The sequence below is a fragment of the Rhodophyticola sp. genome (genome assembly GCF_965284195.1).
Classification (GTDB): Bacteria; Pseudomonadota; Alphaproteobacteria; order Rhodobacterales; family Rhodobacteraceae; genus Rhodophyticola.
Genome location: NZ_CBDIRM010000001.1, coordinates 3,640,784 through 3,664,981 on the forward strand (window position 1 = coordinate 3,640,784; position 24,198 = coordinate 3,664,981).

Consider the following 24,198-nt stretch of genomic DNA (forward strand, 5'->3'; position numbering starts at 1 on the left):
TGTCGTCGCCGCACCGTCTCGTCCGGCGGGCAAACTGTCAAGCCAAGGCCCGTTGTCAAGACAAGTTGACACATATAGGAATATGAAATGACGACCGAAATGCCCTCCCCCGCCTCGCCGCTGAAGATCGGAACCCGCGGCTCGCCGCTCGCGCTGGCGCAGGCCAACGAGACCCGTGCCAGACTGGCAAAAGCCTTCGATCTGCCGTTCGAGGCGTTTCAGATCGTGATCATCAAGACCACCGGCGACAAGGTGCTGGACCGGCCTTTGAAGGAGATCGGGGGCAAGGGCCTGTTCACCAAGGAAATCGAGGAGGACATGTTGTCGGGCAAGATCGACATTGCCGTCCACTCGATGAAAGACATGCCGGTGGAGCAGCCGCGGGGGCTGCTGCTGGATACCTATCTGCCGCGCGAGGATGTGCGCGATGCGTTCGTGTCGCTGACCCATGACGCCATGGGCGATCTGGAAGCCGGTGCCAAGGTCGGCACGTCCAGCCTGCGCCGGCGGGCGCAGCTTATGGCGCGGCGGCCCGATCTGGAGGTGGTGGAGTTTCGCGGCAATGTGCAGACCCGGATGATGAAGCTGGGCAACGGGGTGGCGGATGCCACATTCCTTGCAATGGCGGGGTTGCGCCGGCTGGGCATGGAAGATGTGGTGAAATCGGCGATCGAGGTGGAGGACGTGCTGCCGGCCGTGGCCCAGGGCGCCATAGGCATCGAAAGACGGGCGGAGGACAGCCGGGCGGCGACGCTGCTGGAGGCCATCCATGACGGGCCGACCGGCCAGCGGCTTGCGGCCGAACGGGCGTTTCTCGCAGGGCTCGACGGATCCTGCGAGACGCCGATTGCGGGGCTGGCCGAGCTGGATGGCGGCACGCTGCGCCTGCGCGGAGAGATCCTGCGGCCGGACGGGTCCGAAGCGCTGAACGACGACAGGCGCGCACCGGTTGAAGACGGGGCCGAACTGGGCGCCGCGATGGCGGCCACGTTGCGGGCCGAGGCGGGAGAAGGGTTTTTCGACTGGATTACCGGATAGAAAGCCCTTGACCTTCCAGTTGCTGGAAGCCTTATGTGGGGCGGGACCGCAAATGCAGGACCTGCCCGATGCCCAAGGATCAAAGCTTTTCAGAAACCCGACTGAAGGTTGAAAACCTCACCTGCGGCAGTTGCGTGGCGCGGGCCGAGGCCGCATTGGCCGCCCAACCCGGCGTCGTTTCGGCGACGGTGAACCTGGCCACGAAACGGGCGGATGTCACAAGCGAGGGTCCGTTGGACATGCCCGCGCTGGAACAGGCGATGACCCATGCAGGGTATCCCGTGCATGCCGAGACATCCGCGCAGATCACGCGGCTGAGCGTTGAAAACCTCACCTGCGGAAGCTGCGTGGCCCGCGCTGAAACCGCGCTGCTGCGTATTCCCGGGGTGGAGAAGGCGCATGTGAACCTCGCGACCCACAGCGCGGAAATCGAAAGTGGCGGCCCGCTGGATCTGCACGCGATGCAATCGCATATGGCCGCGGCCGGCTACCCGGTCATGCCGGTTGCCGAGGCGGGCGACCCGGACGATGACGCCGCCAGCGAGATCGCCGCGCTCTGGCGCAGCTTCCTGCTGGCCGGCGTCCTGACCCTGCCGGTTTTCATTCTGGAAATGGGCAGCCACCTGATCCCGCCGTTTCACCACTGGGTGATGGCCAATATCGGAACCTTTCCGTCGCATTTCACTCAGTTTGTGCTGACCACGCTCATTCTGGCGGGGCCGGGGCGTATCTTCTTTCGCCATGGGGTGCCCGCGCTCATGCGTGGCGCGCCCGAGATGAACTCGCTCGTGGTTCTGGGAACCTTCGCGGCCTGGGCCTTTTCCACGGTTGTGACCTTCGCGCCCGGGCTTGTCCCCGAAACCTCGCGCTTCGTCTATTTCGAAGCGGCGGCGGTGATCGTGACGCTGATCCTGCTCGGGCGGTATCTGGAGATCCGCGCCCGCGGGCAGGCCGGGAGCGCGATCCGGCAATTGATGGGGTTGCGACCGGAGACGGCGACGCGCGCCAATGGCGAGCCCGTCGCCGTGGCCGGTGTTGTTCCGGGCGACGAGCTGCGCCTTTTCCCCGGTGAGCGGGTGGCCGTGGACGGGGTCGTGATCGACGGGGAAAGCTATATCGACGAGGCCATGATAACGGGCGAGCCGGTGCCATCGGCCAAGGCCGTCGGCGACACGGTGACGGGCGGCACACTGAATACGACCGGATCGCTGGTCTATCGCGCGACCCATGTGGGCGCCGATACGGTGCTGGCCCAGATCGTGCGGATGGTCGAGGATGCGCAGGCCACGCGGCTTCCCATCCAGAGCCTGATCAACAAGGTCACGGGCGTGTTCGTGCCCATCGTTCTGGTCATTGCGATCACGGCGGCCGGCGCATGGTTCCTGTTCGGTCCCGATCCGGTGAAGGCCCTGGTGATCGGGGTTTCCGTGCTTATCATCGCGTGCCCCTGCGCGATGGGGCTGGCCACGCCCGTCTCGATCATGGCGGGCACCGGGCGGGCGGCAGAACTGGGCGTGCTGTTCCGCAAGGGCGATGCCCTGCAAAGCCTGGGCCGCGTGGATCTGGTGGCGTTCGACAAGACCGGAACGCTGACCCTGGGTGCCCCTGCGGTGACGCGGATCGCCCCGGTTGCCGGGTCCGAAGAGGTGCTGCTGGCGCTGGCGGCGGCGGTTGAACAGAACTCGGAGCATCCCCTCGGCCAGGCGGTGGTGGCCGAGGCGAAGGCGCGGGAGCTGACGCTGCCCGAGGTGTCCGGCTTCCAAAGCGTCACCGGTGTGGGTGTGACTGCGCGGGACGGCGCGGCGGTGATCCGGATCGGGACCGAAGCGATGATGGCGGAGGCGGGCATAGATGAAGAGCTGTCCGGCCACGGCAGCGAGACGCTTATCCATGTCGCCCGTGACGGCGACTATCTGGGCGCGATTGCCCTGGCCGACCCGGTCAAGGAGGATGCGGCCCAGACCATCGCAACGCTGAAGGCGCAGGGCAAACGCGTGGCGCTTTTGTCAGGCGATGCGCGGGGGCCTGTCGATGATGTAGCACAGAGGCTTGGCATCGACGAAAGCTTTGCCCGGCTCAGCCCGGAGGAAAAGCTCGCCCGGGTCGAAACGTGGCAGGCCGAAGGCCTCAAGGTCGCGTTCGTGGGCGACGGCATCAACGACGCGCCCGTGCTGGCGACGGCGGATGTGGGGGTGGCTCTGGGATCCGGCACCGATGTGGCGATGGAAGCCGCGGATGTGGTCCTGATCAGCGGGGCGCCATCGGGCGTGGCGACGGCGAGCGAGGTCAGCCGCCGGACGATGCGGAACATCGTGCAGAACCTTGTATGGGCCTTCGGCTACAACGTGGCGCTGATCCCGGTGGCGGCCGGTTTGCTGGCGCTGTTCGGCGGGCCGTTCCTGTCGCCGATACTGGCGGCCGGTGCGATGGCCGCGAGTTCGGTTCTTGTGGTCATGAATGCGCTGCGGCTCAGACGGATGGAGGCGGCATGAATATCGGCGATGTGGCGGAGCGGACCGGTTTGCCGGCGAAAACCATCCGCTACTATGAGGAAATCGGACTGGTCCACCCCCTGCGCGGCACCAATGGTTACCGTAGTTTCACCGATGCGCATGTTCACAAACTGGCCTTTCTGGGCCGGGCGCGCGGTCTGGGCTTTTCGATCGAGGAATGCCGGGCGCTGCTGGCGCTTTACGAGGATCGGGGCCGTGCATCGGCGGATGTGAAGCGCATCGCCAAGACGCATCTGGCCGAGATCGAGGAAAAGATGAAGGAACTGTCAGCGATGCGCGATACGCTGGCCGATCTGGTCGAGAAATGCGCCGGCGATCACCGGCCGGATTGCCCGATCCTGAAAGACCTGTCCGAGGTCGGGCAGGACGCGCCCTGACCGGCGGTCATGCGGTCGCGAAATCGGCGACCGCGTGATCCACCAGCGCGCGCAGGTCGCTGAAATATCCGCCGGATCGCGCGGGCAGGGTCGGATCGGATGTGATGGAGATCGACATGTCCAGCGCGGGCACCACCACCAGCATCTGGCCGCCATAGCCCCGGCCGTAACAGGCCTGCTGACCGGCAAAGCTGGTGAGGAACCAGCCATATCCATAGGCGTCGCCCGACCAGCGCGAGCGCCCCCGTGGCTGCCAGGAGGTGTGGATCCATTCGGCGCTCACCACCTGCTCGTCGCCGACGCGACCGTCATTGAGAACCAACTCGCCGATCCGCGCCAGATCGCTTGGCGTCATCGCCATCTCGTTGCCGCCGAGATAGCGGCCCTGACGGTCCTGCACCCAGGGCGCGAAAGCGATGCCCATCGGCGCGCCAAGCCATGCGCGGGCCATCTCCAGCAGGCTGAGCCCGCTGGCCTGCGACAACGCCGCGCCAAGGATGTGCCACGAGCCGGTGGAATAGATGAACCGTCCGCCCGGCCTGCCGACCAGATCGCGGGTCAGCGCGTAGTCGACCCAGTCGCGGCTGGCGATCCAGGCGCCGTAATTCTCGCCCGACGTGCTTTCTAGCCCGGCCCGCATCGACAGAAGATCGCCGATGGTCAGATCATCCCGTGCGTCCCCGAAGGGCGCGCGTCCCAAAATGGGCAGAACCGGTTGATCAGGGCCTTCCAGAATGCCGCGGTCGATGGCGATGCCGGTCAGCGTGGCGAGAACGGTTTTCGAGACGGATTTGATATTGGCTGTCTGGTCAAGCCTGCGACCGCCGAATGCGTTTGCGAATCGGGTCTGCCCGCCGACCGTGATGATCAGCGTGCGAAGCTGATCGAGCCCGTCGGCATGGGTTGCCAGATCATCGGGGCGCGGCGGCGTCTGCGCCAGAAGCGCAGGTGCGGCCAGCGTTGCGGGCAGAGCCCCAAGCAAGGTGCGGCGAGACATCAAGCGGCGCATGAACGGGGTGCCTGTCGGTTGTTCGACCTCTTCGGCATCCAGCTAAACCCGAATTGTGCCGAAGTCCAATATCTTGTGGCCGGAGGCGAGTAACACCTCCGTCAGTTGTGTGACATGCCGGGTTTTCAGGCCGAGCCGGAGCATGTTGCCAATGTGGCGGGCATTATCGCAGGCGCAGGCCGGAGTCCGCGTCGAAGAACAGTGGCGCATCGGGATCGAAGCTGAGCCCCACGGTGCTACCGGGCGCGGGCGCGGTCTGGTCATGGGCTTCGACGATGATGCGCGTGCCGTCCTGCGCCGTCAGATAATGATAGGCCACACCGCCAAGCTGTTCGCTGAGATCGACGCGATGGGTTTCCCCCTCGACGATCTTCAGATGCTGCGGTCGCAGGCCCACGGTTACCGCGCCGGTGCCGATACTGGTAAGGCCCGGCGCCATTTCCGCGCCGCCGAGGCCCGGTACGGTCACCAGCCGCGCGGCGGCCTGACCGGGGAAGAAATTCATCGCTGGCGAGCCGATGAAGCCTGCCACGAACTGATTGTCCGGATCGTTGTAGAGATCCAGCGGTCGCCCGGCCTGTTCGATGATGCCGGCGCGCAGAACCACGATCTTGTCGGCCAGCGTCATCGCCTCCACTTGATCATGTGTGACATAGATCATCGTGGCGCCGATCTCCTGATGCAGGCGCGCGATTTCCACCCGCATCTCGACCCGCAATTCGGCGTCCAGATTGGACAGCGGCTCGTCGAAGAGGAACACCTCGGGCCCGCGCACGATGGCCCGCCCGATGGCGACACGCTGCCGCTGGCCACCCGACAGGGCCTTGGGTTTGCGGGCCAGGTAGTCGTCGAGCTTCAGGACGCGGGAGGCCTCCGTCACCTTCTTCCGGATCTCTTCCTTCGGATGGCCGTTCATCTTGAGGCCAAAGCCCATGTTCTCGGCCACAGTCATGTGCGGATAAAGCGCGTAGGTCTGGAACACCATCGCCACCCCGCGATCTGCGGGGTCCATATGTGTGACGTCGCGGTCGCCGATCTCGATCCGGCCGCCCGTCGTCTCCTCCAGCCCGGCCACCATGCGCAGAAGCGTGGATTTCCCGCAGCCCGACGGCCCGACAAAGACGCAGAAATCGCCATGATCGATTTGCAGATCGACCCCGTGGATGACCTTCACATCACCGTACTTCTTCACCACATTGCTGAGTGTGACGCCTGACATGGGTTATCCCCTCCCGATTTTCGGTGTGGTGTCCGCATCGGGAAAGCGCCAGCTTTGCGCCTCCTCCGCGATGGCTTGCGTGGTTCGCCGGATAAGCGGAACATGGTCTTCCAGCGCATCCAGAGAGGTGCGTTCCGTCGAGGATGTGACCGACAGCGCGCCGAGAACCCGGCCGCGCGCGGTCAGAATCGGAAGCGCGACGCAGATGATGCCCGGCTCGTGTTCTTCCCTGTCAAAAGCGTAGCCGCGCGACCGGATGCGCGCCAGTTCGGTGCGAAGCGCGGCTTCGGAGGCAAGCGTGTTCGGCGTGAAGCGGTGAAAGGACTGCTGCGCCAGTATGGGCGACAGGCCGTCCTCGGGGAGAAAGGCGATCATCGCCTTGCCCACTCCGGTGCAATAGGCCGGGCCGATCTTGCCTGCCTGCGAATACATCGGCAGCGGTTCGCGCGCGTTCCGCTTGTCGACATAAAGAACCTGGGCCGCGTCAAGCTGCGCCAGATGCACGGTTTCCCCCACGGCCTCGCTCAACAGGTCGATATGGGGCCGTGCGATGGGGGCAAGCGACGAGGTCTGCCATGCCGCATGAGCCAGCCGGACCAGCCGGATGCCAAGCGTATAGGTCTGCCGTTCGGGCTCGTAGGCCAGCATGCCCTGATTGGTGAGGGTCTGGAGAAACCGGTAGAGCGTGGCCTTGGGATAGGGGCTCTGCGAAAGCAATTCGCCGAACCGGACCGGGCGGCCGAACCCGGCCACTTCGTCCAGAACGCCAAGCGCCTTGCCCACGGTTCCGTCACCGGGTTTGTCGCCGGAATTGTCCGCGGCATGTCCCAAAACTGTTCCTCCCATCGCGTCCTCCGTTCTCGGTCGGCACTCTGGCGGTGCGGAGGAAACTGTTGACAACCCTAAGCCGAGTCGCATTATGATTTCAATATAAGAAACTAAGTTTCACATAATGGAACCAATCGGGAGGAAACCATGCGGTCCATCTTTACCACCGGCGCTGCTGCCCTGGCGGCGGCCACCATCCTGTCTGGCTCGGCTTTTGCCGAGAGCCACGCGGCGCTTTCGGGCGATCTTGTGATCTTCTCGGACATGTCCAACCCCGCGCCCCGCGCGGTGATGGAAGGCATGGTCGAGCGGTTTGGCGAAATGCACCCCGATCTGAACATCGAACTGACGATCATCGACCGGGAAGCCTACAAGACGCAGATCCGCAACTTCCTTCAAGCCAACCCGCCGGATGTGGCGAACTGGTATGCGGGCAACCGGATGCTGCCTTATGTGGAGGCGGGCCTGTTCACCGATATCTCCGATCTCTGGGAAGAAGGCGGGCTGACCGAGACGCTGGCCTCAACGCAGGCCTCAATGACGATCGGCGACGGCATCTATGGCGTGCCCTACACCTATTACCAGTGGGGTGTTTACTACCGCGAGGACATCTTCGAGGAACTTGGGCTTGAAGCGCCCGAGACCTGGGACGAGGAGATTGCGAACTGCCAGGCGATCATCGACTCCGGCCGGTTCTGCTATACTATCGGCACCAAGTTCCTGTGGACCGCCGGCGGTTGGTTCGACTATCTGAACATGCGCACCAATGGTTATGACTTCCACATGGCGCTGACCAATGGCGAGATCCCATGGACCGACGATCGCGTCCGGGCCACATTCGCCAACTGGCAGCAACTGATCGACATGGGCGCGTTTCTGGAAAATCATCAGACCTACAGCTGGCAGGAGGCGCTGCCCTTCATGGTCAATGGCGAAGCCGCGGCCTATCTGATGGGCAACTTTGCCGTGGCGCCGATGCGCGAGGCGGGGCTCACCGACGATCAGATCGGGTTCTACCAGTTCCCGCAGATCGATCCCTCGATCGAGATGGCCGAAGATGCGCCCACCGATACGTTCCACATCCCCTCGGGTGCCAATAACGTGGAGGCGGCGCGGGCCTTCCTGCTGTTCGTGACCTCGGCGGAAAACCAGACGCTGATCAACGGCGGCGACGGTCTGGGCCAGTTGCCGGTGAATTCCCAGTCCTCCGTCGATGACGACGAGTTCCTGAGTGCCGGGTTCGAGATGCTGAGCCAGAACAGCCCCGGCGGTATCGCGCAGTTCTTCGACCGGGACGCCCCGGCGGAGATGGCACAGGTGGCGATGCAGGGGTTCCAGACCTTCATGGTCGATCCCTCCTCGCTCGACTCGGTTCTCGACCGTCTGGAACAGGCGCGCCAGCGCTTCTATTGAGGATGCGAACGGGGATGGGCCCCTTGGCCCATCCCCGCGGATCTGCGGCCCGCCGGTTTCCGGATCGGCGGGCCGCCCCACCAGACCCACGCCGATATGCATCGGCTGTATCTGGATCGTCCGCGGTGCGTGCTGCCTGCGTGAACCGCTCGCCGGAGGGGCCCCGCCATGACCATGACAGCCATGCCTGAAACCGAGATTGCCGCGCCTCTGCGCCGGTTCCGCCAGCAGGCCATCGCGCCCTGGCTGTTCCTTCTGCCCGGCCTCCTGTTTTTCTCGGTCTATGTCATTGTCCCGATTATCCAGAGCTTCCAGATATCGTTCTACGACTGGAACGGGCTGGACCGGCCCGATGGCACCAGCACGGCGGTTTATGTCGGTCTGGAGAATTACCGCGATCTCTGGGACGATCCCGATTTCTGGACCTCGCTCAGAAACAACGCGATCTGGCTGGTCCTCTATCTTCTGGCGATCCCCGGCGGTCTGTTCATCGCGCTTTTCCTGAACCAGACCGTCACCGGCATCCGCCTTTACAAATCCCTGTTTTTCTTTCCGTTCGTGATCAGCCAGGTGGTTGTGGGCCTTGTCTTCACCTGGTTCTACGACCCGACCTTCGGCATGATCAACGAGCTTTTGGGCCTTGTCGGTCTGGGCCCGGTGAACATTCTGGGCGATACGCGCTATGCCACATACGGCATCATCGCCGCCGGCCTCTGGCCGCAGACGGCCTATTGCATGATCCTCTATCTCACGGGCCTGAATGCGGTGGATCCGGAACAGATCGAGGCGGCACGGCTGGACGGCGCCAAGGGTCCCAAGATGCTGTGGTACGTGGTGCTGCCGCAGCTTCGGCCGGCGACCTTCATCGCCTTCGTCGTCACGGTGATCGGGGCGCTGCGTTCCTTCGATCTGATCTCGATCATGACCGATGGCGGGCCCGGCTTCTACTCCACCAGCGTTCTGGCCTTCTACATGTGGGATGTCGCGCTCAGCGAGTTCGGGTTCCGGATGGGCTATGGAAGCGCCATCGCGGTCATCCTCTTCCTGATCATGCTGATCTATATCGCGGGCTTCCTGTGGAAGATGTACCGCGACGAGAAGGGGGTCTGAGCGATGTTTCCGACGCCTATCGCAAAGACCTCCCGCACCTGGCAGCTGACCTATCAGACGTTGCTGCCTGTCGCGATGGTCCTGTGGCTGCTGCCGCTTCTGGCGGTGATGTGGTTTTCGATCAAACCCGGCGCCGATTTCACCACCGGCAACTATTGGGGCCTGCCGAGCAGCTTCGAGGGATTTGCCAATTACTTCCTCGTGTTCACCGGGTCGGACATGCCGCGATATCTGTGGAACTCGGTGATGATCACGGTGCCGACCGTGGCGGGCGCGGTGGCGCTTTCCTGCATGACCGGGTTCGCGCTGGGGGTTTATCGCTTCAAGGGCAATCTCCTGATATTCTTCATGTTCGTGGCCGGTAACTTCGTGCCGTTCCAGATCCTGATGGTGCCCGTGCGCGATCTGACGCTGGATATGGGGCTCTATGACACCCGCATCGGGCTGGTTCTGTTTCACATCGCCTTTCAGACCGGCTTCTGTACCTTGTTCATGCGCAATTTCATCCGGGCGTTGCCCCGCGAACTGATCGAAGCGGCGCGGGTCGAAGGGGTCAGCGAATGGCGCATCTTCTGGTATGTGGTCCTGCCGCTGATGCGGCCCGCGATCGCAGCGCTGGCGGTACTGATCTTCACCTTCATCTGGAACGATTACTTCTGGGCGGTGGTCTTGACCCAGAGCCCCGAAAGCCAGCCGGTCACCGCCGGGATCACCAGCTTCAACGCGCAGTACCGGGCGATGTATCACCTGATGAGCGCGGGCAGCATCGTGGCGGCGATCCCGCCCGTGGCAATGTTTTTCGCCATGCAGAAACACTTCATAGCGGGCCTGACGCTGGGGGCCGTGAAATAACGATCTGGGTACCTTGATGGCGAGTTTTCCCGACAGCGCGGATATCCCTTCGGCCCCGGCGCATGCGCCGGTTGACGACCGTGCGGTCCGGCCTGTCCGCCGCGATGCGCGGACATGGCGGCTGGACGATGGCGGGCGGCAGACGCTTGTGCTGGCCGCCCATGGCGACCGCCTGCCGCAAGTCGTCTATTGGGGTGCGCCGCTGCCCGATGACGAGGATCTGGCCACGCTGCACGCGGCCCATGCCATCGACGTGACCGGCGGCATGCTGGACGAAAACCCCGACCTGTCGATCTGCCCCGAGGCCGTGCGAACCTTTCCGGGCCAGCCCGGGCTGATCCTGCGTGCAGGCGACGGCACGCCGCTTTTGCCGAAATTCTGCTTCGTCGCCGAAGAAGGCGATGGCCAAAGCCTGCGGCTGATCTTCGCGGATGCGGAGAACGGCCTGACGCTGACCTTCTTTTTCCTGACCGATACCAGCACGCGGGTCATCACCGCGCGGTCGCGGCTGGATGCGTCGGACCCGGTACATCTGCACTGGCTGGCGGCGCCGGTTCTGCCCGCGCCGCAGCAAAGCGTCGAGATGATCGATGTCTCGGGGCGCTGGTGCGGCGAGTTTCAGTTGAACCGCACGCCCTGGTCCGCCGGGATGCGGTATCGCGAAAACCGCACCGGGCGGACCGGGCATGAACATTTTCCGGGCCTTCTGGTTCCCTGCATCGGGTGCAGCAACACCGCGGGCGAGGCCTATGGCTTCCACTATGGCTGGTCCGGCGGGCACAAGATGATCGCCGAGGAGTTGCCCGATGGGCGGCGTCAGGTGCAGTTCGGGCATGCCGCGCGGATGGAAACAAGGCCCGCGAAACGCTTCGAAAGCGCCCCGCTCTACATCACCTATTCCGCAAGCGGGCTGAACGGTTGTGCGGTCGCGTTTCAACGCCACCTGCGGGACAGGATCGTGAACTGGCCAAAGCCGGCCGTTCCGCGGCCGGTGCATTACAATTGCTGGGAGGCCGTCTATTTCGACCATTCGCTTCCGGTTCTGAAGGACATCGCGGGCCGCGCGGCCGATCTGGGGGCGGAGCGGTTCGTGCTTGATGACGGATGGTTCGGCCAGCGCGATGACGATACCCGCTCCCTGAGCGACTGGGAGGTCGATGCGCGCAAGTATCCCGAAGGGCTCGATCCGCTGATCCGCCATGTCCACGGGCTTGGAATGAGCTTCGGGATCTGGTTCGAACCCGAGATGATCAACCCAGACAGCGATATTCACCGGGCCCATCCCGACTGGGCCCTTGGCGGCGAGGACCAGACGCTCGGGCGCCAGCAGAAAGCGCTGAACATGGCGCTGCCGGAGGTGCGCGATTTCATCTATGATCGGATGGCCGCCATCCTCTCGGCGCACGAGATCGACTATGTCAAATGGGATCATAACAGGGTTCTGCCGATGCCCGACGCGGACCAGACCCGTGGATCCTATGCCTTGATCGACCGGCTGCGCGCGGAGTTCCCGAAGGTCGAGATAGAAAGCTGCGCCTCCGGCGGGGGGCGGATAGATTTCGGGATCATGAAGCGGACGCAGCGGGTTTGGCTGAGCGACAGCAACGATGCGCTGGAGCGTCTTCGGATCCAGCACGACGCGGCGCTGTTTCTGCCGATGGTCGTCACCGGCTCCCATGTGGGGCCGCGGCGCTGCCACACCTCGGGGCGGGTTCTGGATATCGCCTTCCGGGCCTGGATCGCGGCACAGCGGCATATGGGCTTCGAGATGGATCCGCGTGAGCTGGATACCCGCGAAGCCGCCGTTCTCAGGCAAGTCACCGCCTGGTGGAAAGCCAATCGCGACTGGATGGCGGGCGCGGATATCCTCCGGCTGGACAGCGCCGACCCCGCCGTTCTTGCAGAGCAGCAGATGACCCGCGAAGGTGACCGGTTCGTGGTCTTTGCGGGCAAGGCCGCGACCTCAGCCCAGATCTCGCCGCGACCCCTGCGGCTGACGGCGCTGGACCCGCTCGCGCGCTACCGGATCGGGTTTCTGAACCGGGCGGACATTCCGGCGTTGAGCCGGGGCGAGCCGATCCTGAAGACCGGGCCGATCGAGGTTTCCGGCGCCTGGCTGATGCATCATGGTCTGGTTCTGCCTTGGGCCTTTCCGGAAACCATGTGGGTAATCGAAGGAGAACGGTTGTGACATCGGACCCGACGGAGATGACGGCTATTTTCCCCGACCTCAAAGGGGCCTCGGTGTTCATCACCGGCGGCGGGTCGGGCATTGGCGCGGCCCTGACCGAAGGGTTCCTGCGGCAAGGCGCGCAGGTGGCGTTCGTGCAGCGCTCCGACGCATCGGAGTTTGTGGCGCAGATGGAGATCGACACAGGTGCGCGCCCGCATTTCATGCCATGCGACATCACCGATATTCCTCGGCTGAGAGCCTGCATCGCCGAAGCCGCGGAGGTGAATGGACCCGCCACCATTCTGGTCAACAACGCGGCTAATGACAGGCGCCACGCGACCGAAGACGTGACCGAAGAGTTCTGGGACTGGTCGCAGGCGATCAATCTCAAGGCCTATTTCTTTGCCTGTCAGGCCGTGATCGACGGTATGCGCAAGGCCGGGGGTGGTGCGATCGTGAACTTTTCCTCGGTATCCTACATGATGGGGAATGCGGGCTATCCGGCCTATACGACCGCCAATGGCGGCATCACCGCGATGACCCGGAGCCTCGCGCGGGAGTTCGGCCCGGACGGTATCCGCGCCAACGCCCTGCTGCCTGGCTGGGTTCTGACCGACAAGCAGCTTGAGATGTGGGCCAGCCCCGAGGATCTTGCCGCTCATATGGAAAAGCAATGCCTCAAGGCGCATCTGGCGCCGGCCGATATTGTGGGCGGAACACTGTTCCTGGCTTCCGATGCCAGCCGGATGATGACCGGCCAGTCCCTGGTGATCGACGGCGGCGTGGTGTTTCCGGGATGAGCGGCGCGGCTGCATATGCCGACTGGATCGCCGTGGACTGGGGCACCTCGCGGCTGCGGGTCTGGGCGATGTCGCGGGAGGGTGTGGCACGCGCCTGGGCCAGTTCCGAAGACGGCATGAACGGGCTTGCCCGCGATGCGTTCGAACCGGCCCTGCTGCATCTGATAGAGCCATGGCTGGGAACCGGGCAGGTCCCGGTTCTGGCCTGCGGTATGGTCGGCTCCCGGCAGGGGTGGGCGGAGGTGCCCTATCAGCCGGTGCCCTGCGTGCCCGGGGCGCTCAAACCGGTTGCCGTGCCGACACGGGATGCGCGGATTCGGCTGTTCATCATGCCGGGCATGAGCCAGATGACACCCGCCGACGTGATGCGTGGCGAGGAAACCCAGATTGCCGGATTTCTTGTAGACGAACCGACGTTTGACGGTGTGCTGTGCCTGCCCGGCACGCATGCCAAATGGGTTCATATCAGCGCCGGCGAAGTGGTCAGCTTCCAGACCTTCATGACGGGCGAGCTGTTTCGGCTCCTGTCCGAGCAGAGCGTGTTGCGGCACGGGGTTTCACGGGAGAACATGGATGGCGCGCGCTTCATGTCTGCGGTGTCCGACGCGCTGTCGCGGCCCGAGAGGATGGCGCAGCGCCTGTTCGCCATCCGCGCCGAAGGCGTTTTGCAGGGCCTGACGCCCGAGGCGGCCCGGGGGCAGCTTTCGGGGGGGCTGATCGGCGCGGAACTGGCCGCCGCGCGCCCCTATTGGCTGGGCCAGCAGGTGGTGGTTGCGGGCGCGCCCGCGCTTGCCGCGCTCTATGTCGAGGCGCTTGCGTCGCAAGGTGCCGCGGCGCGGATGCTGGATGCCGGTCCGCTGACACGAACCGGATTGGCGCGCGCCTATCGGACGATTGCGGAGACGACATCATGAGCCGACCCCTCATTGCGATCCTGCGGGGAATAACGACTTCCGAAGCCGCGCCGGTCGCTGACGTGCTGATCGCGGCGGGTATCGACCGGATCGAGGTGCCGCTGAACTCGCCCGACCCTTTGGACAGCATCGCCGTGATGGTGCAGAGCTTTGGCCGGGACGCGCTGATCGGTGCGGGAACCGTGCTGACCCGGCAGGACGTGGCGCATGTGGCCGGTGCGGGCGGACGGCTGATCGTCTCTCCCAATTTCGATGCCGAGGTGGTGGCGGCCACCAAGGCGGCGGGTATGCAAAGCTTTCCCGGGGTGCTGACCCCGACGGAATGCTTTGCCGCGCTGAAAGCGGGCGCCGATGGATTGAAGGTCTTTCCCAGCCATCTGATGGGGTTTGACGGGCTGAAGGCCCTGCGTGCGGTGCTGCCACGGGGTGTGCAGGTTTACATGGTGGGCGGTGTCGGGCCGGCGAATTTCGCGGACTGGGTCGCCGCCAGCGCCGACGGTTTCGGGCTTGGCACGGGCATCTACACGCCGGGGATGCAGGTGGCCGACGTTGCCGCACGCGCCGCGGAGATCGTCGCGGCCTTCGACGAGGCATCGGGATGACAGCCGAAGTTTTCGACGACCGCCGGAATATTCTGGGCGAGGGGCCGCTGTGGCACCCCCGGCTGGAGCGCCTGTTCTGGTTCGATATCATGGGCAAGCGGCTGTTTTCACGGGCGGGCGGCGACCGGCAGGAATGGGCGTTCGATCGCCATGTATCCGCGGCGGGGTGGGTGGATGATAGCACGCTGCTGCTCGCGACGGAACGTGACCTGATCAGTTTCGATATCCTGACAGGCGCATCGGACGTGATCGTGCCGCTGGAGGCCGACAATCCCGTCACACGCTCCAATGACGGGCGCGCCGACCCCAATGGCGGATTCTGGATCGGGACCATGGGCAGGATGGCCGATGCCGGGGCGGGCACGATCTATCGCTATTATCGGGGCGAGATCAGGCCGCTTTACGACGGTATCACTATCCCCAACGCGATCTGTTTCACGCCCGACGGGAGGCAAGCCTGTTTCGCCGACACCGATAAGCGGCTGGTCTGGCGGGTTGCGCTGGATGAAGATGGCTGGCCAAGGGGCGAGCCGGAGATCTACCTTGATCACCGCGCCGCAGGGATCAATCCCGATGGCGCCGTGATCGATGCCGACGGGTGCTTCGTCTGCGCCGAATGGGGTGGCTGGCGTGTGGGGCGATATGATCGCGGTGGTAATCTTGTAGAAGAATTCTCCGTCCCGGTGGAGCAGGCATCCTGCCCTGCCCTGGCAGATGGCATTCTCTATGTCACGACGGCGCGACAAGGCCTGCCGGAGGATCGCATCGATGCGCAGCCGCAGGCGGGCATGACCTTCAGGATCGAGACCGGCATGACCGGGCAGCAGGAGCATCAGGTCATTTTATGAAGCGCACGCTTGGAACCTGTTACTATCCCGAACACTGGCCCGAGGATATCTGGGCCGAAGATGCCGCGCGCATGGCCGATATGGGTCTGACCTGGGTGCGGATCGGGGAGTTCGCGTGGTCCCGGCTGGAGCCCGCCCCCGGCGATCTGCAGTTTGACTGGATGGATCGGGCCTTCGACACACTGGCGCAGGCAGGCCTGAAGATCGTGCTTGGCACGCCGACCGCCACGCCGCCACGCTGGATGCTGGAGCGGCACCCGGACATGCTGGCAGTGGATGCAAAAGGCCGGGCGCGGGGCTTCGGGTCCCGTCGGCATTACTGTTTTTCTCATGACGGGTACCGGGCGGAGGCTGTGCGGATCACCGCCCTGCTTGCCGAGCGCTATGGGCGGCACCCCGCGCTCGGCGCATGGCAGACCGACAATGAATACGGCTGCCACGATACGGTCCTGTCCTATTCCAAAGCCGCGCGCCGCGCGTTCCGCGATTGGCTGGCGCAGCGGTATCAGTCACCGGAGGCTTTGAACCGGGCTTGGGGCAATGTCTTCTGGTCGATGGAGTATCGTGATTTTGATGAAATCGAACTGCCCAATCTGACGGTGACCGAACCCAACCCGGCCCATGCGATGGATTTCCGCCGCTTCAGTTCGGAGCAGGTTGCGCGGTTCAACACCGCCCAGGTCGAGACGATCCGGGCGCGGTCCGACGCGCCGATCAGCCACAATTACATGGGCCGGATCACCGAATTCGATCATTTCGCGACCGGGCGGCAGTTGGACATCGCCACCTGGGACAGTTACCCGCTGGGGTTTCTGGAGGACCGTCTTGAGGAGGCGGATGCCCACAAGCGCCGCTATGCGCGGCAGGGCGACCCGGACTTTCAGGCCTTTCACCACGATCTTTACCGCAGCGTCGGCCATGGCCGGTGGTGGGTGATGGAACAGCAGCCCGGTCCGGTGAACTGGGCACCGCATAACCCCGCGCCTCTGCCGGGCATGGTGCGGTTCTGGACATGGGAGGCCTTTGCCCATGGCGCCGAGGCGGTCTGCTACTTTCGCTGGCGTCAGGCGCCCTTCGCGCAGGAGCAGATGCATGCCGGTCTGCTCAGGCCCGACCATGCCGAAGCCGTCGGTCATGCGGAGGCGGCTGCGGTGGCGGCAGAGTTGGCCGCGGCACCAGATGTGGAAACGGCGAAGGCCCCGGTTGCTCTGATCTTCGATTATCAGTCCGCTTGGAGTTGGGACGTGCAGCCACAGGGCAGGGGCTGCGACTACTTCCGTCTGGTGTTCGAGGTCTATCGGGGCCTGAGGAAACTGGGGCTGTCGATCGAAATCCTGCCGCCCGATACCGGGGATTTCACAGGCTATGATCTGATATTGGCGCCGGGGCTGGACATGCCCCCGCCCGATCTGATCCCGGCGATTGCAGCGTCGGGTGCGCAGGCGCTTTTCGGTCCGCGTTTCGGCTCCAAGACCGATACGTTCGCGATCCCGGTTCCATTGCCGCCGGCGATCTCCGGGCTGGATGTGGTGGTTGCGCGGGTCGAAACCCTGCGCCCGGACATGCCCGTGCCGGTGGCGGGCGGTGGCGCCATCACGCTCTGGCGCGAACATCTGGAAGGCGGGGCGCAGGTGCTGGACCGTGACGCGGACAGCCTGCCGGTTCTTGTGCACGCGGGGCCCCTGCACTATCTGGGCGGCTGGCCCGACCCCACCTATCTGGCGCGGGTTCTCACCCGTCTGGCAGGCGCGGCGGGGGTGCCCGTGCAGGAACTGCCCGAAGATATCCGCATTCGCCAATCCGGCCCGACACGGTTCATCTTCAACCACGGGCCCGATCCGGCCGAGTTCGAGGGGACACGCATTCCGCCCGCCGGTTTTCTGCGGCGCTAGCTTCGCGCGACCGGGGCGTTATAGGTCGCGTCAAGCCGGGACATCAGGTAGTCGGCGGCGCGCACGGGCGGATATTTCGGCGCACCGGTGCCGGGCAGGGCCGTCACCACCACATCCGGGTTCGCCTCCACGAAAAACGCGACGGATCGGCGGGCCCGTTTCGGCGGCAAGACCCGATGCGGGGTGGAGACGTAGATATCGTTGGTCCAGCGCATCAGGCAGTCGCCGATATTGACCACATAGGCCCCGTCGATATGGGGGGCGTCAACCCAGTCTCCGCCGCGCGGGCGCACTTGCAGACCCGCCTCCCCATCGGTCATCAGAAGGGTGATCGCACCGTAATCGGTATGCGCGCCCGCGCCGATCTCTCCGGCGGCGCCGGTGCCCGGGGGATAGTGCAGCACCCGCAACGCGGCCAGCGGATCGACAAAGGCGCTGTCGAAATGATGCTCCTCAAGGCCCAGATCGAGGGCGATGGCGCGGTGGATATCCACGCCAAGCGCCATGGCCGCATCGTAATAGGCCAGCATCGTTTCGCGAAATCCGGGCAGGTTCGGCCATTGGTTCACGCCGCGAAAAGGGTCCCCCGCCAGCACGCGCGGATCGTCGGCGGCCAGATCAAGGCCCATGTTGAAGCTTTCCTTGCGGTCCGCCTGTCCGCTGCCTTCATCCAGAGATTCCAGCCCGTCGCGGGCCCAGCCCCGGTAATGAGGCGTCTTCAGGATCGAAATCGCCTCTTTCTCCGATTGCGGCAGCGCGAAGAACAGATCGGCCATCTCGAAGATGCGCGCCGACAGGGACGGGTCAACCCCGTGCCCCGTCAGCAGGAAAAATCCCGGCCCCCGCGCTGCCGCGCCCAGATCGGCGACGAACCCGTCGCGATCCTCGCCCGAGGCAAAGCGCTGCCAGTCCAGAACAGGGATCATGCCGGGATCTCCGTCTTGCGATTGACCGGGGCCGCCTTGCCGATGAGCCGGTCCATCTTGACGGCGACCCTGGCCAGATGCGCGGCCCGGCTGGTCTCGGTCGAACTGTCCATCAGGTAATGCGCGGCAAAGGAGGTTTTGCATCTTCTGGCGCACATCAGCCGCACGCCGCGCAGCAGGGTCCGCCTGCCCGGCGCGCCGACGAAACGTGTCAGCCACCAACTGGCCCCGCAGGTCGTGAAGACGCCCATGCGCGTAATATGGGTAAGGCCGGGGCGGATATCCGCGTTGGTTTCGTCGGGCATCCTGAAGGCGACGCCCGGCACCATCACCCGATCCAGCCAGCCTTTCAGGATCGCCGGCAGGCCATACCACCAGGTCGGGTAGATGAAAATCAGCGTGTCACACCACATGAGATCGTCGATATCGCCCTGAACAGGGTCCCGGTTCAGGCCTTCATCCTCGTAATTCTCCAGTTCCCGACCACTCAACACCGGGTCGAACCCGTCTGCATAAAGATCCGTCACACGGATATCGGCGCCTGCGGCCCGGAGCTTGTCCAGCACGACATCCCGCACGGCGGATGTGAAACTGCCCGTCCTCGGGTGCGAATAGATCACCAGCGCGCGCATTTTTCAGAACGTCTCCATCTCTTGGCCGACGCGGTTCAGAAACCCGGCGCGCCTGACATCGTTTGCCCGGTTCATGTCATACAAGGCCAGATATCGCATCTTTTCGGGTCTGCACACATGCCAGAGCGCCCTTGTGACGCATTTGCGCGGCGGGTCGCCCGCGAGCAGGGCCCGCATCCGCGTGCCGCCATAAGTGGTCACGGCGGCCAGTTTGCGGATATGGGTCAGGTTCGGGCGTACCTTGCCCGCCTCCAGCCGGAAGGAGACGCCGGGCAGGAACACGCGATCGAGAAACCCCTTCAGGATGGCCGGATAGCCGAAGTTCCAGACCGGGAAGACCATCACCAACGCTTCCGCCGCGCGCAACCGCGCGACGTATTCCGCCACCGGCCGGATGTTGTCTTCCAACGTATGATAGCCGCGGCGTTCGGCCTCCCCCAGAACCGGATCAAAGCCTTCGGCGTTCAGGTCGCAATCATCCACCTGCCAGCCTGCGCCTTGCAGCCGGTCCACCACGCGGTCGTGCAGGGCGGCCGAAAAACTCTCCGCGCAGGGATGGGCGAACAGCACCAGCGCCCGGCTCATAGGCCCCGCCCCGCATCCTGGCCGTGCGAGGTTGGAGGGCCGTCCGCAGCGCCGCTCCCGCAACGGATCGACCTGCCCGGCACGGCGATGGCCCTCTCCGCCCTCATTCCGCGGCTTCCGCCGGTTTCGACATCGCGGGATAGGCATACATGCGGTCATACTTCCAGCCCGGGTCATCCCATGCGATCATCTTGCCGGGGTTCAGCAGGCCCTTGGGATCCGCTTCCCGCTTGAAGGCAAGCTGGCGGTCATCCACCGATTGGCGGCCGCCCTCCTCCAGCGTGTAGCGATGGGGGTTGAAGATCATCGCACCGGCCTCCTCGTGGATGCGGATGATCTCCTCCAGCCGCGCTTCGCCTGAGAATTTCACCAGCGACAGGCCGGCGAACATCACCTTCCCGTTCTCCCGCAGGACCTCCAGATGTTGCAGGATCTCGGGCGCGAACTCATCGCGCATCCGTTCGATCAGTTCCAGATGCCGGGGGAAGCCATAGCGGACCTGCAGATAAGTGATGGACGGGTCCACTTTCAGGGCCCTGAGTGTCGTGTGGTTCCAGCCATATTCGAAAACCGGGCCGGGTGTTTTCGGCCAGTCGGACCTGTCGGAGCGGTAGATCAGCCGCGCCTCCGGCCTGCGGGCCAGAAAGGTCTCGAACCCGTCCATCGAATGGGGTGCGACCATCAGGCCGATCAGCGTGTCATCGGCTTCGATATGGGGCCTGACCCGGCTGAAATAGTCGAACGGCGCCGGCGCCTCGTAGACGGAGGCGAGCTTGATCAGAATGCCGTCTTCATTGGCCAGTTCCTCGGCAAAGCGCGCGGCCGCCATGAAATCCTTGGTCGCGACGAACATCTCGACCCAGTCATAGGCCGGCGCCAGCGGCATCTCGATCTCGGTGATGATCCCGTTGGTGCCATAGGCATGGCTGACCCGCGCCAGTTCCTCGCCGCGAAACTCCAGCACGCGGGGTTCGGCCTCCATCGTCACCACGCGCAAGCGGATGATGTTGCCGAGGTCGCGCAAGCTGCCCCAGGTGCAGGAGCCGACCCCGCCGGAGCCGCCGGCGATGAACCCGCCGATGGTGGCCGTGGCCCAGGTGGAGCTGAACATGCGGATCTCCTGCCCGGAATGCTCCTTGCAGGCCGTGTCGAGGTCTTTCAGCAGGATGCCCGGTTCGCAGATAACGCGGCCCGGGTGGATTTCCTTCACCGCCGTCATGTGGCGCAGATGCATGACGCAGCCGCCGCGCATCGGCATCGCCTGACCGTAATTGCCGGTGCCCGCGCCGCGGGTGGTGACCGGAACGTCATGGGCGTAACAGACCCGCAGGATCTCGATCACGTCGGCCTCGGTTTTCGGGTTTACCACGAAATCGGCCTCCAGATGGTCCATCCGGTCCTTCAGAATCGGTGAATACCAGAAGAAATCGCGGGATTTGGCCTTGATCGTGGCCGGGTTCTCGTCCTGTTCGATATGGGCCAGGGCGGCTTTGGCGGCGGCGGTGTTCGTGTCCATCATGTCCTCATCAGATCGTCGAGATCGGCATAGTCGGGCAATGTGCGGTCGATCTGCCGCCCGTTGCGCAGCACGATCCGGTCCGCCTGCGGACGGGCGAAGAGCTCGGTCCAGCTGCGGGCCTTGCAGATCACCAGGTCGGCGGGCGCGCCTTCGCTGAGGTCCGGCGGCTCAAACCCGCAGATCGCGGCCGGCGTGACGCTGAAGGCCCCTGCCCAGTCGGTGCGCGAGTGGTCCAGATGCCCGATCCGGGTCGCCTCCCGCATCACCTCCAGCATATCCATGTCGCCATAGGCGTAAAAGGGATCGCGGGTGTTGTCGGATGCGAAACAGACGCGGATGCCGCGCGCGCGCATTTCATGAACCAGGGTGATGCCACGAAAGCGCGGGGTGCGGACGGTGCCCGTGGGCGCCCGATCCTGAAGATACAGATTGCACATGGGCAGGCTGACCACATCGATCCCGGCCTTTGCCACCAGATCGAGTGTGTCCCGGGCGCGCGCCTCGTCCTGCGTCGACAAGGAACAGCAATGGCCCACGACGATCCGCCCGTCGAAGCCGGTCTCCTGCGCGATCTCGGCAATATCGCGCAGTGTCTCCACCCCCGGATCCATCGTTTCATCCACATGGAAATCCGCATCCAGCCCGCGCGCGGCGGCCTGACGGAAGAACCCCCGCAAACGGTCGCGCAGATCGGCCATCGGGTAGGTGACCATACCCAGAACGCCGCCCGGCGTCGCAGCGACCAGATCGGCGGTATGGCCGAACGGGCCGCTGTCGTCGGTCCATTTGTCACAACCGATCAGGCAGGCGGCCTGCAACGTGATCCGCCCGGCCCAGTCGGCCTGTATCTCGCGGAAGACGGGCCAGGAAATGTCATCCTGCGGGGGGATCGAATCCAGATGGGTGCGGATCGCGCGGGTACCATGGGCATAGGCCGACCGAAGGGAGAACCCGATCCGCGCGTGCAGGTCTTCGGCGGTCCAGTGGGCGGTGCTGTCCGCCCGGACCGTGTCCAGCGCGCCTGCGAAAGTCCCGTCCGGGTTCGGCGCGCGGTCCCAGATATGGCCCTTGTCCAGATGGGTGTGCATATCGACGAAAGCGGGCAACACCATCGTGCCCTGCATATCCACCGCCAGCGCCTGCGCCGGGCCGATCCTGCCGTCCGCAATCGAGATATCGGTGCGGATCAGATCGCCCTCCCGGCCCAGAAGACAGGCCGGCACCGTCACATTCGACAGTGTGATCGGGCCGTTGGGAAGGGTCCGGAAATCCATCATCCCTCCCGCTTCAGGGCGCTTTCATGCCATTTGCGCAGCAAGAGATGGGAAAAGATCGAGAGCGCGGCAAAGATGAACACACCCATCGCCGCAACGAGCGAAAGCGCGGCGAACATCCGTGCGATGTTGAGCCTGTAGCCGGCCTCCTGAATGCGGAAGGCCAGACCCGACCCGATACCGCCGGTTCCGGCGACGAGTTCGGCCACCACCGCCCCGATCAACGAGAGGCCGCCCGCGATTTTCAGGCCGCCCAGAAAATAGGGCAGGGCCGATGGCAGTTGAAGATAGCGCAGCTTCTGCCAGCGGGAGGCACCGTAGATGCGGAAGAGATCCCGCAGATTGTGGTCCACGCTGTTCAGGCCGAGGGTTGTCGAGCTCAGCACCGGAAAGAAGGCCACGATCCAGGCGCAGAGCAACATGCCCGCGATCTTGCTGTCCACATAGATGAAGATCAGCGGCGCGATCGACACCACGGGCGTGACCTGCAGGATCACGGCATAGGGGTAGAAGGACAGTTCCAGCATTTTGGACTGGTTGAACAGGATCGCCAGCCCCGCGCCCCCGACCACGGCCAGAAGCAGCGCCAGAAGGGTGATCCACCCGGTCAGATAGGCCGCATCGAGCAGCATGCCCCAATCCTCCACCAGGCTCGCCCAGACCCGGCCGGGCCCCGGCAGGATGTAATGCGGAATGTCGTTGGCCGCCACGATCCAGGCCCAGCCCGCGATCGCCAGCACCATCATGACCACCGGCAGCGCCCATTTGGCGATGCCTTCGATCCGGCGGGCGCGGGCGCGCCGGGCCTCGTCCTCGTCCAGCGCCTCGACGACGGGCAGCGGCCTGTTCTCCGCAATCGTCATGCAAGCTCCCCCATGGCTTCCTTCAGTGCCCCGGATGCGGCGCGGGTATGGGCGGCGTATTCGGCCGACGTGCGGAACTCTTCGCCGCGGGGGTAGGGCGCATCGACCCGAAGCTCCTGCAGAACCCGGCCCGGGCGCGCGGCCATGACCACGATCCGGTCGGACAGGAATACGCTTTCGAATACCGAATGGGTCACGAAAATGACGGTGCAGCCGATCTTGTCCTTCAGGCGCAACAGGTCGTTGTTCAGCTTGTGCCGCGTAATCTCGTCCAACGCGGCAAAGGGCTCGTCCATCAGGATCAGACGCGGGTTCGTCACCATCGCCCGGGCGATGGACACGCGCATCTTCATGCCGCCTGAAAGCTCGCGCGGATAGGCGTTGAGGAAGTTTTCCAGCCCCACCAGCCGCAGCGCCTCCAGCACCTCGTCCTTCACCGCGTTATAGGTCTTGCCGCGCAACCGGTAGGGCAGCCAGACATTTTGCGCCACCGTAGCCCATGGCATCAGCGTGGGTTCCTGAAACACCACGCCCAGATCGCCGATGCCATGGTCTCCTTCCCAGATCACCTTGCCGCGGGTGGGGTGCAGAAGATCGGATATGATACGGAGCGCCGTGGATTTGCCGCAGCCCGAGGGGCCGAGAAGCGAGATGAAATCGCCCTGATTGACCACAAGGTTCATGTCCTTTAGCGCGATGACCGTACCGCCGAACACCTTGTCGACGGCTTGCATCTGCAACAGCGGCGGGCGTTCACCAAGGGGCAGGGTGGGGCGCCGAAGGGCACTCATGGGGCGGCTCCGAAAATCAG

22 protein-coding genes are annotated in these 24,198 nt (G+C 64.6%); 12 read left to right on the plus strand and 10 right to left on the minus strand.

Annotated elements, in window-relative coordinates:
- Window positions 1-87 precede the first annotated feature (87 nt).
- The 3 genes from hemC to cueR all read left to right on the plus strand — a co-directional run bounded on the left by hemC (window position 88) and on the right by cueR (window position 3,928).
- Window positions 88-1,038, plus strand: coding sequence for a hydroxymethylbilane synthase (gene hemC / locus ACQ651_RS18235; protein WP_227287103.1), 951 nt, complete (start codon window positions 88-90; stop codon window positions 1,036-1,038).
- A 68-nt stretch (window positions 1,039-1,106) separates the two neighbouring features.
- Window positions 1,107-3,530: a heavy metal translocating P-type ATPase gene (locus tag ACQ651_RS18240; protein ID WP_430450061.1), complete on the plus strand. Its 2,424-nt coding sequence runs from the start codon at window positions 1,107-1,109 to the stop codon at window positions 3,528-3,530.
- A complete protein-coding gene (gene cueR, locus ACQ651_RS18245) occupies window positions 3,527-3,928 on the plus strand; it encodes a Cu(I)-responsive transcriptional regulator (protein ID WP_227287107.1) in 402 nt (133 codons plus the stop codon). Before ACQ651_RS18240 ends, cueR begins: the two co-directional genes overlap by 4 nt.
- Window positions 3,929-3,935: 7 nt before the next feature.
- On the opposite strand, the gene ACQ651_RS18250 is transcribed toward cueR, so the two are convergent.
- The 3 genes from ACQ651_RS18250 to ACQ651_RS18260 all read right to left on the minus strand — a co-directional run bounded on the left by ACQ651_RS18250 (window position 3,936) and on the right by ACQ651_RS18260 (window position 7,002).
- Entirely contained in the window at window positions 3,936-4,925 is a 990-nt protein-coding gene (locus ACQ651_RS18250; protein ID WP_227287109.1) for a serine hydrolase domain-containing protein, read from the minus strand.
- Between the two features lie 175 nt (window positions 4,926-5,100).
- Complete coding sequence (locus ACQ651_RS18255) at window positions 5,101-6,156, minus strand: ABC transporter ATP-binding protein (RefSeq protein WP_430450062.1); 1,056 nt, start codon at window positions 6,154-6,156, stop codon at window positions 5,101-5,103.
- A gap of 3 nt (window positions 6,157-6,159) precedes the next feature.
- Window positions 6,160-7,002, minus strand: coding sequence for an IclR family transcriptional regulator (locus tag ACQ651_RS18260; protein ID WP_430450063.1), 843 nt, complete (start codon window positions 7,000-7,002; stop codon window positions 6,160-6,162).
- Window positions 7,003-7,131: 129 nt separating this feature from the next.
- On the opposite strand from ACQ651_RS18260, the gene ACQ651_RS18265 reads away from it, so the two are divergent.
- The 9 genes from ACQ651_RS18265 to ACQ651_RS18305 all read left to right on the plus strand — a co-directional run bounded on the left by ACQ651_RS18265 (window position 7,132) and on the right by ACQ651_RS18305 (window position 17,588).
- On the plus strand, window positions 7,132-8,397 hold the full coding sequence (locus ACQ651_RS18265) for an ABC transporter substrate-binding protein (RefSeq protein WP_227287115.1): 1,266 nt from the start codon (window positions 7,132-7,134) through the stop codon (window positions 8,395-8,397).
- A 174-nt stretch (window positions 8,398-8,571) separates the two neighbouring features.
- Window positions 8,572-9,507 carry a carbohydrate ABC transporter permease gene (locus ACQ651_RS18270; RefSeq protein ID WP_430450352.1) on the plus strand — a complete coding sequence of 312 codons (936 nt, stop codon included), beginning with the start codon at window positions 8,572-8,574 and terminating at the stop codon, window positions 9,505-9,507.
- Between the two features lie 3 nt (window positions 9,508-9,510).
- Window positions 9,511-10,359, plus strand: a complete 849-nt coding sequence (locus ACQ651_RS18275; protein ID WP_227287117.1) for a carbohydrate ABC transporter permease — start codon at window positions 9,511-9,513, stop codon at window positions 10,357-10,359.
- A gap of 16 nt (window positions 10,360-10,375) precedes the next feature.
- A complete protein-coding gene (locus ACQ651_RS18280) occupies window positions 10,376-12,550 on the plus strand; it encodes an alpha-galactosidase (RefSeq protein ID WP_430450064.1) in 2,175 nt (724 codons plus the stop codon).
- A 17-nt stretch (window positions 12,551-12,567) separates the two neighbouring features.
- On the plus strand, window positions 12,568-13,332 hold the full coding sequence (locus tag ACQ651_RS18285; protein ID WP_430450353.1) for an SDR family NAD(P)-dependent oxidoreductase: 765 nt from the start codon (window positions 12,568-12,570) through the stop codon (window positions 13,330-13,332).
- Window positions 13,329-14,246 carry a 2-dehydro-3-deoxygalactonokinase gene (locus tag ACQ651_RS18290; protein ID WP_430450065.1) on the plus strand — a complete coding sequence of 306 codons (918 nt, stop codon included), beginning with the start codon at window positions 13,329-13,331 and terminating at the stop codon, window positions 14,244-14,246. The genes ACQ651_RS18285 and ACQ651_RS18290 overlap by 4 nt, the downstream gene beginning before the upstream one ends.
- Window positions 14,243-14,848 (plus strand): 2-dehydro-3-deoxy-6-phosphogalactonate aldolase, encoded by a 606-nt coding sequence (locus ACQ651_RS18295; RefSeq protein WP_430450066.1) that lies wholly within the window; start codon window positions 14,243-14,245, stop codon window positions 14,846-14,848. Before ACQ651_RS18290 ends, ACQ651_RS18295 begins: the two co-directional genes overlap by 4 nt.
- Window positions 14,845-15,696, plus strand: coding sequence for an SMP-30/gluconolactonase/LRE family protein (locus ACQ651_RS18300; RefSeq protein WP_430450067.1), 852 nt, complete (start codon window positions 14,845-14,847; stop codon window positions 15,694-15,696). Before ACQ651_RS18295 ends, ACQ651_RS18300 begins: the two co-directional genes overlap by 4 nt.
- Complete coding sequence (locus ACQ651_RS18305) at window positions 15,693-17,588, plus strand: beta-galactosidase (protein ID WP_430450068.1); 1,896 nt, start codon at window positions 15,693-15,695, stop codon at window positions 17,586-17,588. The genes ACQ651_RS18300 and ACQ651_RS18305 overlap by 4 nt, the downstream gene beginning before the upstream one ends.
- Here ACQ651_RS18305 and ACQ651_RS18310 read toward each other — a convergent pair.
- The 7 genes from ACQ651_RS18310 to ACQ651_RS18340 all read right to left on the minus strand — a co-directional run bounded on the left by ACQ651_RS18310 (window position 17,585) and on the right by ACQ651_RS18340 (window position 24,178).
- The gene (locus ACQ651_RS18310) at window positions 17,585-18,514 is read right to left on the minus strand and encodes an isopenicillin N synthase family dioxygenase (RefSeq protein WP_430450069.1); all 930 of its coding nucleotides are present in this window, start codon (window positions 18,512-18,514) and stop codon (window positions 17,585-17,587) included. The genes ACQ651_RS18305 and ACQ651_RS18310 overlap by 4 nt on opposite strands.
- A complete protein-coding gene (locus ACQ651_RS18315) occupies window positions 18,511-19,146 on the minus strand; it encodes an NAD(P)H-dependent oxidoreductase (protein WP_227287129.1) in 636 nt (211 codons plus the stop codon). The genes ACQ651_RS18310 and ACQ651_RS18315 overlap by 4 nt, the downstream gene beginning before the upstream one ends.
- A 3-nt stretch (window positions 19,147-19,149) precedes the next feature.
- Entirely contained in the window at window positions 19,150-19,731 is a 582-nt protein-coding gene (locus ACQ651_RS18320) for an NAD(P)H-dependent oxidoreductase (protein WP_375550887.1), read from the minus strand.
- A gap of 103 nt (window positions 19,732-19,834) precedes the next feature.
- Window positions 19,835-21,247 carry an FAD-binding oxidoreductase gene (locus tag ACQ651_RS18325; RefSeq protein WP_430450070.1) on the minus strand — a complete coding sequence of 471 codons (1,413 nt, stop codon included), beginning with the start codon at window positions 21,245-21,247 and terminating at the stop codon, window positions 19,835-19,837.
- Entirely contained in the window at window positions 21,247-22,524 is a 1,278-nt protein-coding gene (locus ACQ651_RS18330) for a cytosine deaminase (protein WP_430450071.1), read from the minus strand. Before ACQ651_RS18330 ends, ACQ651_RS18325 begins: the two co-directional genes overlap by 1 nt.
- Complete coding sequence (locus ACQ651_RS18335) at window positions 22,524-23,387, minus strand: ABC transporter permease (RefSeq protein WP_227287132.1); 864 nt, start codon at window positions 23,385-23,387, stop codon at window positions 22,524-22,526. Before ACQ651_RS18335 ends, ACQ651_RS18330 begins: the two co-directional genes overlap by 1 nt.
- Window positions 23,384-24,178 carry an ABC transporter ATP-binding protein gene (locus ACQ651_RS18340; RefSeq protein WP_430450072.1) on the minus strand — a complete coding sequence of 265 codons (795 nt, stop codon included), beginning with the start codon at window positions 24,176-24,178 and terminating at the stop codon, window positions 23,384-23,386. Before ACQ651_RS18340 ends, ACQ651_RS18335 begins: the two co-directional genes overlap by 4 nt.
- Window positions 24,179-24,198: the final 20 nt, after the last annotated feature.

Coding starts and splice junctions, on each gene's coding strand:
- ACQ651_RS18305 (WP_430450068.1), top strand. CDS start 15,693: ATGAAGCGCACGCTTGGAACCTGTTACTATCCCGAACACTGGCCCGAG.
- ACQ651_RS18320 (WP_375550887.1), bottom strand. CDS start 19,731: ATGAGCCGGGCGCTGGTGCTGTTCGCCCATCCCTGCGCGGAGAGTTTT.
- ACQ651_RS18325 (WP_430450070.1), bottom strand. CDS start 21,247: ATGGACACGAACACCGCCGCCGCCAAAGCCGCCCTGGCCCATATCGAA.
- ACQ651_RS18310 (WP_430450069.1), bottom strand. CDS start 18,514: ATGATCCCTGTTCTGGACTGGCAGCGCTTTGCCTCGGGCGAGGATCGC.
- ACQ651_RS18340 (WP_430450072.1), bottom strand. CDS start 24,178: ATGAGTGCCCTTCGGCGCCCCACCCTGCCCCTTGGTGAACGCCCGCCG.
- ACQ651_RS18280 (WP_430450064.1), top strand. CDS start 10,376: ATGGCGAGTTTTCCCGACAGCGCGGATATCCCTTCGGCCCCGGCGCAT.
- ACQ651_RS18265 (WP_227287115.1), top strand. CDS start 7,132: ATGCGGTCCATCTTTACCACCGGCGCTGCTGCCCTGGCGGCGGCCACC.
- ACQ651_RS18315 (WP_227287129.1), bottom strand. CDS start 19,146: ATGCGCGCGCTGGTGATCTATTCGCACCCGAGGACGGGCAGTTTCACA.
- ACQ651_RS18285 (WP_430450353.1), top strand. CDS start 12,568: ATGACGGCTATTTTCCCCGACCTCAAAGGGGCCTCGGTGTTCATCACC.
- ACQ651_RS18260 (WP_430450063.1), bottom strand. CDS start 7,002: ATGGGAGGAACAGTTTTGGGACATGCCGCGGACAATTCCGGCGACAAA.
- cueR (WP_227287107.1), top strand. CDS start 3,527: ATGAATATCGGCGATGTGGCGGAGCGGACCGGTTTGCCGGCGAAAACC.
- ACQ651_RS18255 (WP_430450062.1), bottom strand. CDS start 6,156: ATGTCAGGCGTCACACTCAGCAATGTGGTGAAGAAGTACGGTGATGTG.
- ACQ651_RS18275 (WP_227287117.1), top strand. CDS start 9,511: ATGTTTCCGACGCCTATCGCAAAGACCTCCCGCACCTGGCAGCTGACC.
- hemC (WP_227287103.1), top strand. CDS start 88: ATGACGACCGAAATGCCCTCCCCCGCCTCGCCGCTGAAGATCGGAACC.
- ACQ651_RS18335 (WP_227287132.1), bottom strand. CDS start 23,387: ATGACGATTGCGGAGAACAGGCCGCTGCCCGTCGTCGAGGCGCTGGAC.
- ACQ651_RS18240 (WP_430450061.1), top strand. CDS start 1,107: ATGCCCAAGGATCAAAGCTTTTCAGAAACCCGACTGAAGGTTGAAAAC.
- ACQ651_RS18295 (WP_430450066.1), top strand. CDS start 14,243: ATGAGCCGACCCCTCATTGCGATCCTGCGGGGAATAACGACTTCCGAA.
- ACQ651_RS18250 (WP_227287109.1), bottom strand. CDS start 4,925: ATGTCTCGCCGCACCTTGCTTGGGGCTCTGCCCGCAACGCTGGCCGCA.
- ACQ651_RS18330 (WP_430450071.1), bottom strand. CDS start 22,524: ATGGATTTCCGGACCCTTCCCAACGGCCCGATCACACTGTCGAATGTG.
- ACQ651_RS18300 (WP_430450067.1), top strand. CDS start 14,845: ATGACAGCCGAAGTTTTCGACGACCGCCGGAATATTCTGGGCGAGGGG.
- ACQ651_RS18290 (WP_430450065.1), top strand. CDS start 13,329: ATGAGCGGCGCGGCTGCATATGCCGACTGGATCGCCGTGGACTGGGGC.
- ACQ651_RS18270 (WP_430450352.1), top strand. CDS start 8,572: ATGACAGCCATGCCTGAAACCGAGATTGCCGCGCCTCTGCGCCGGTTC.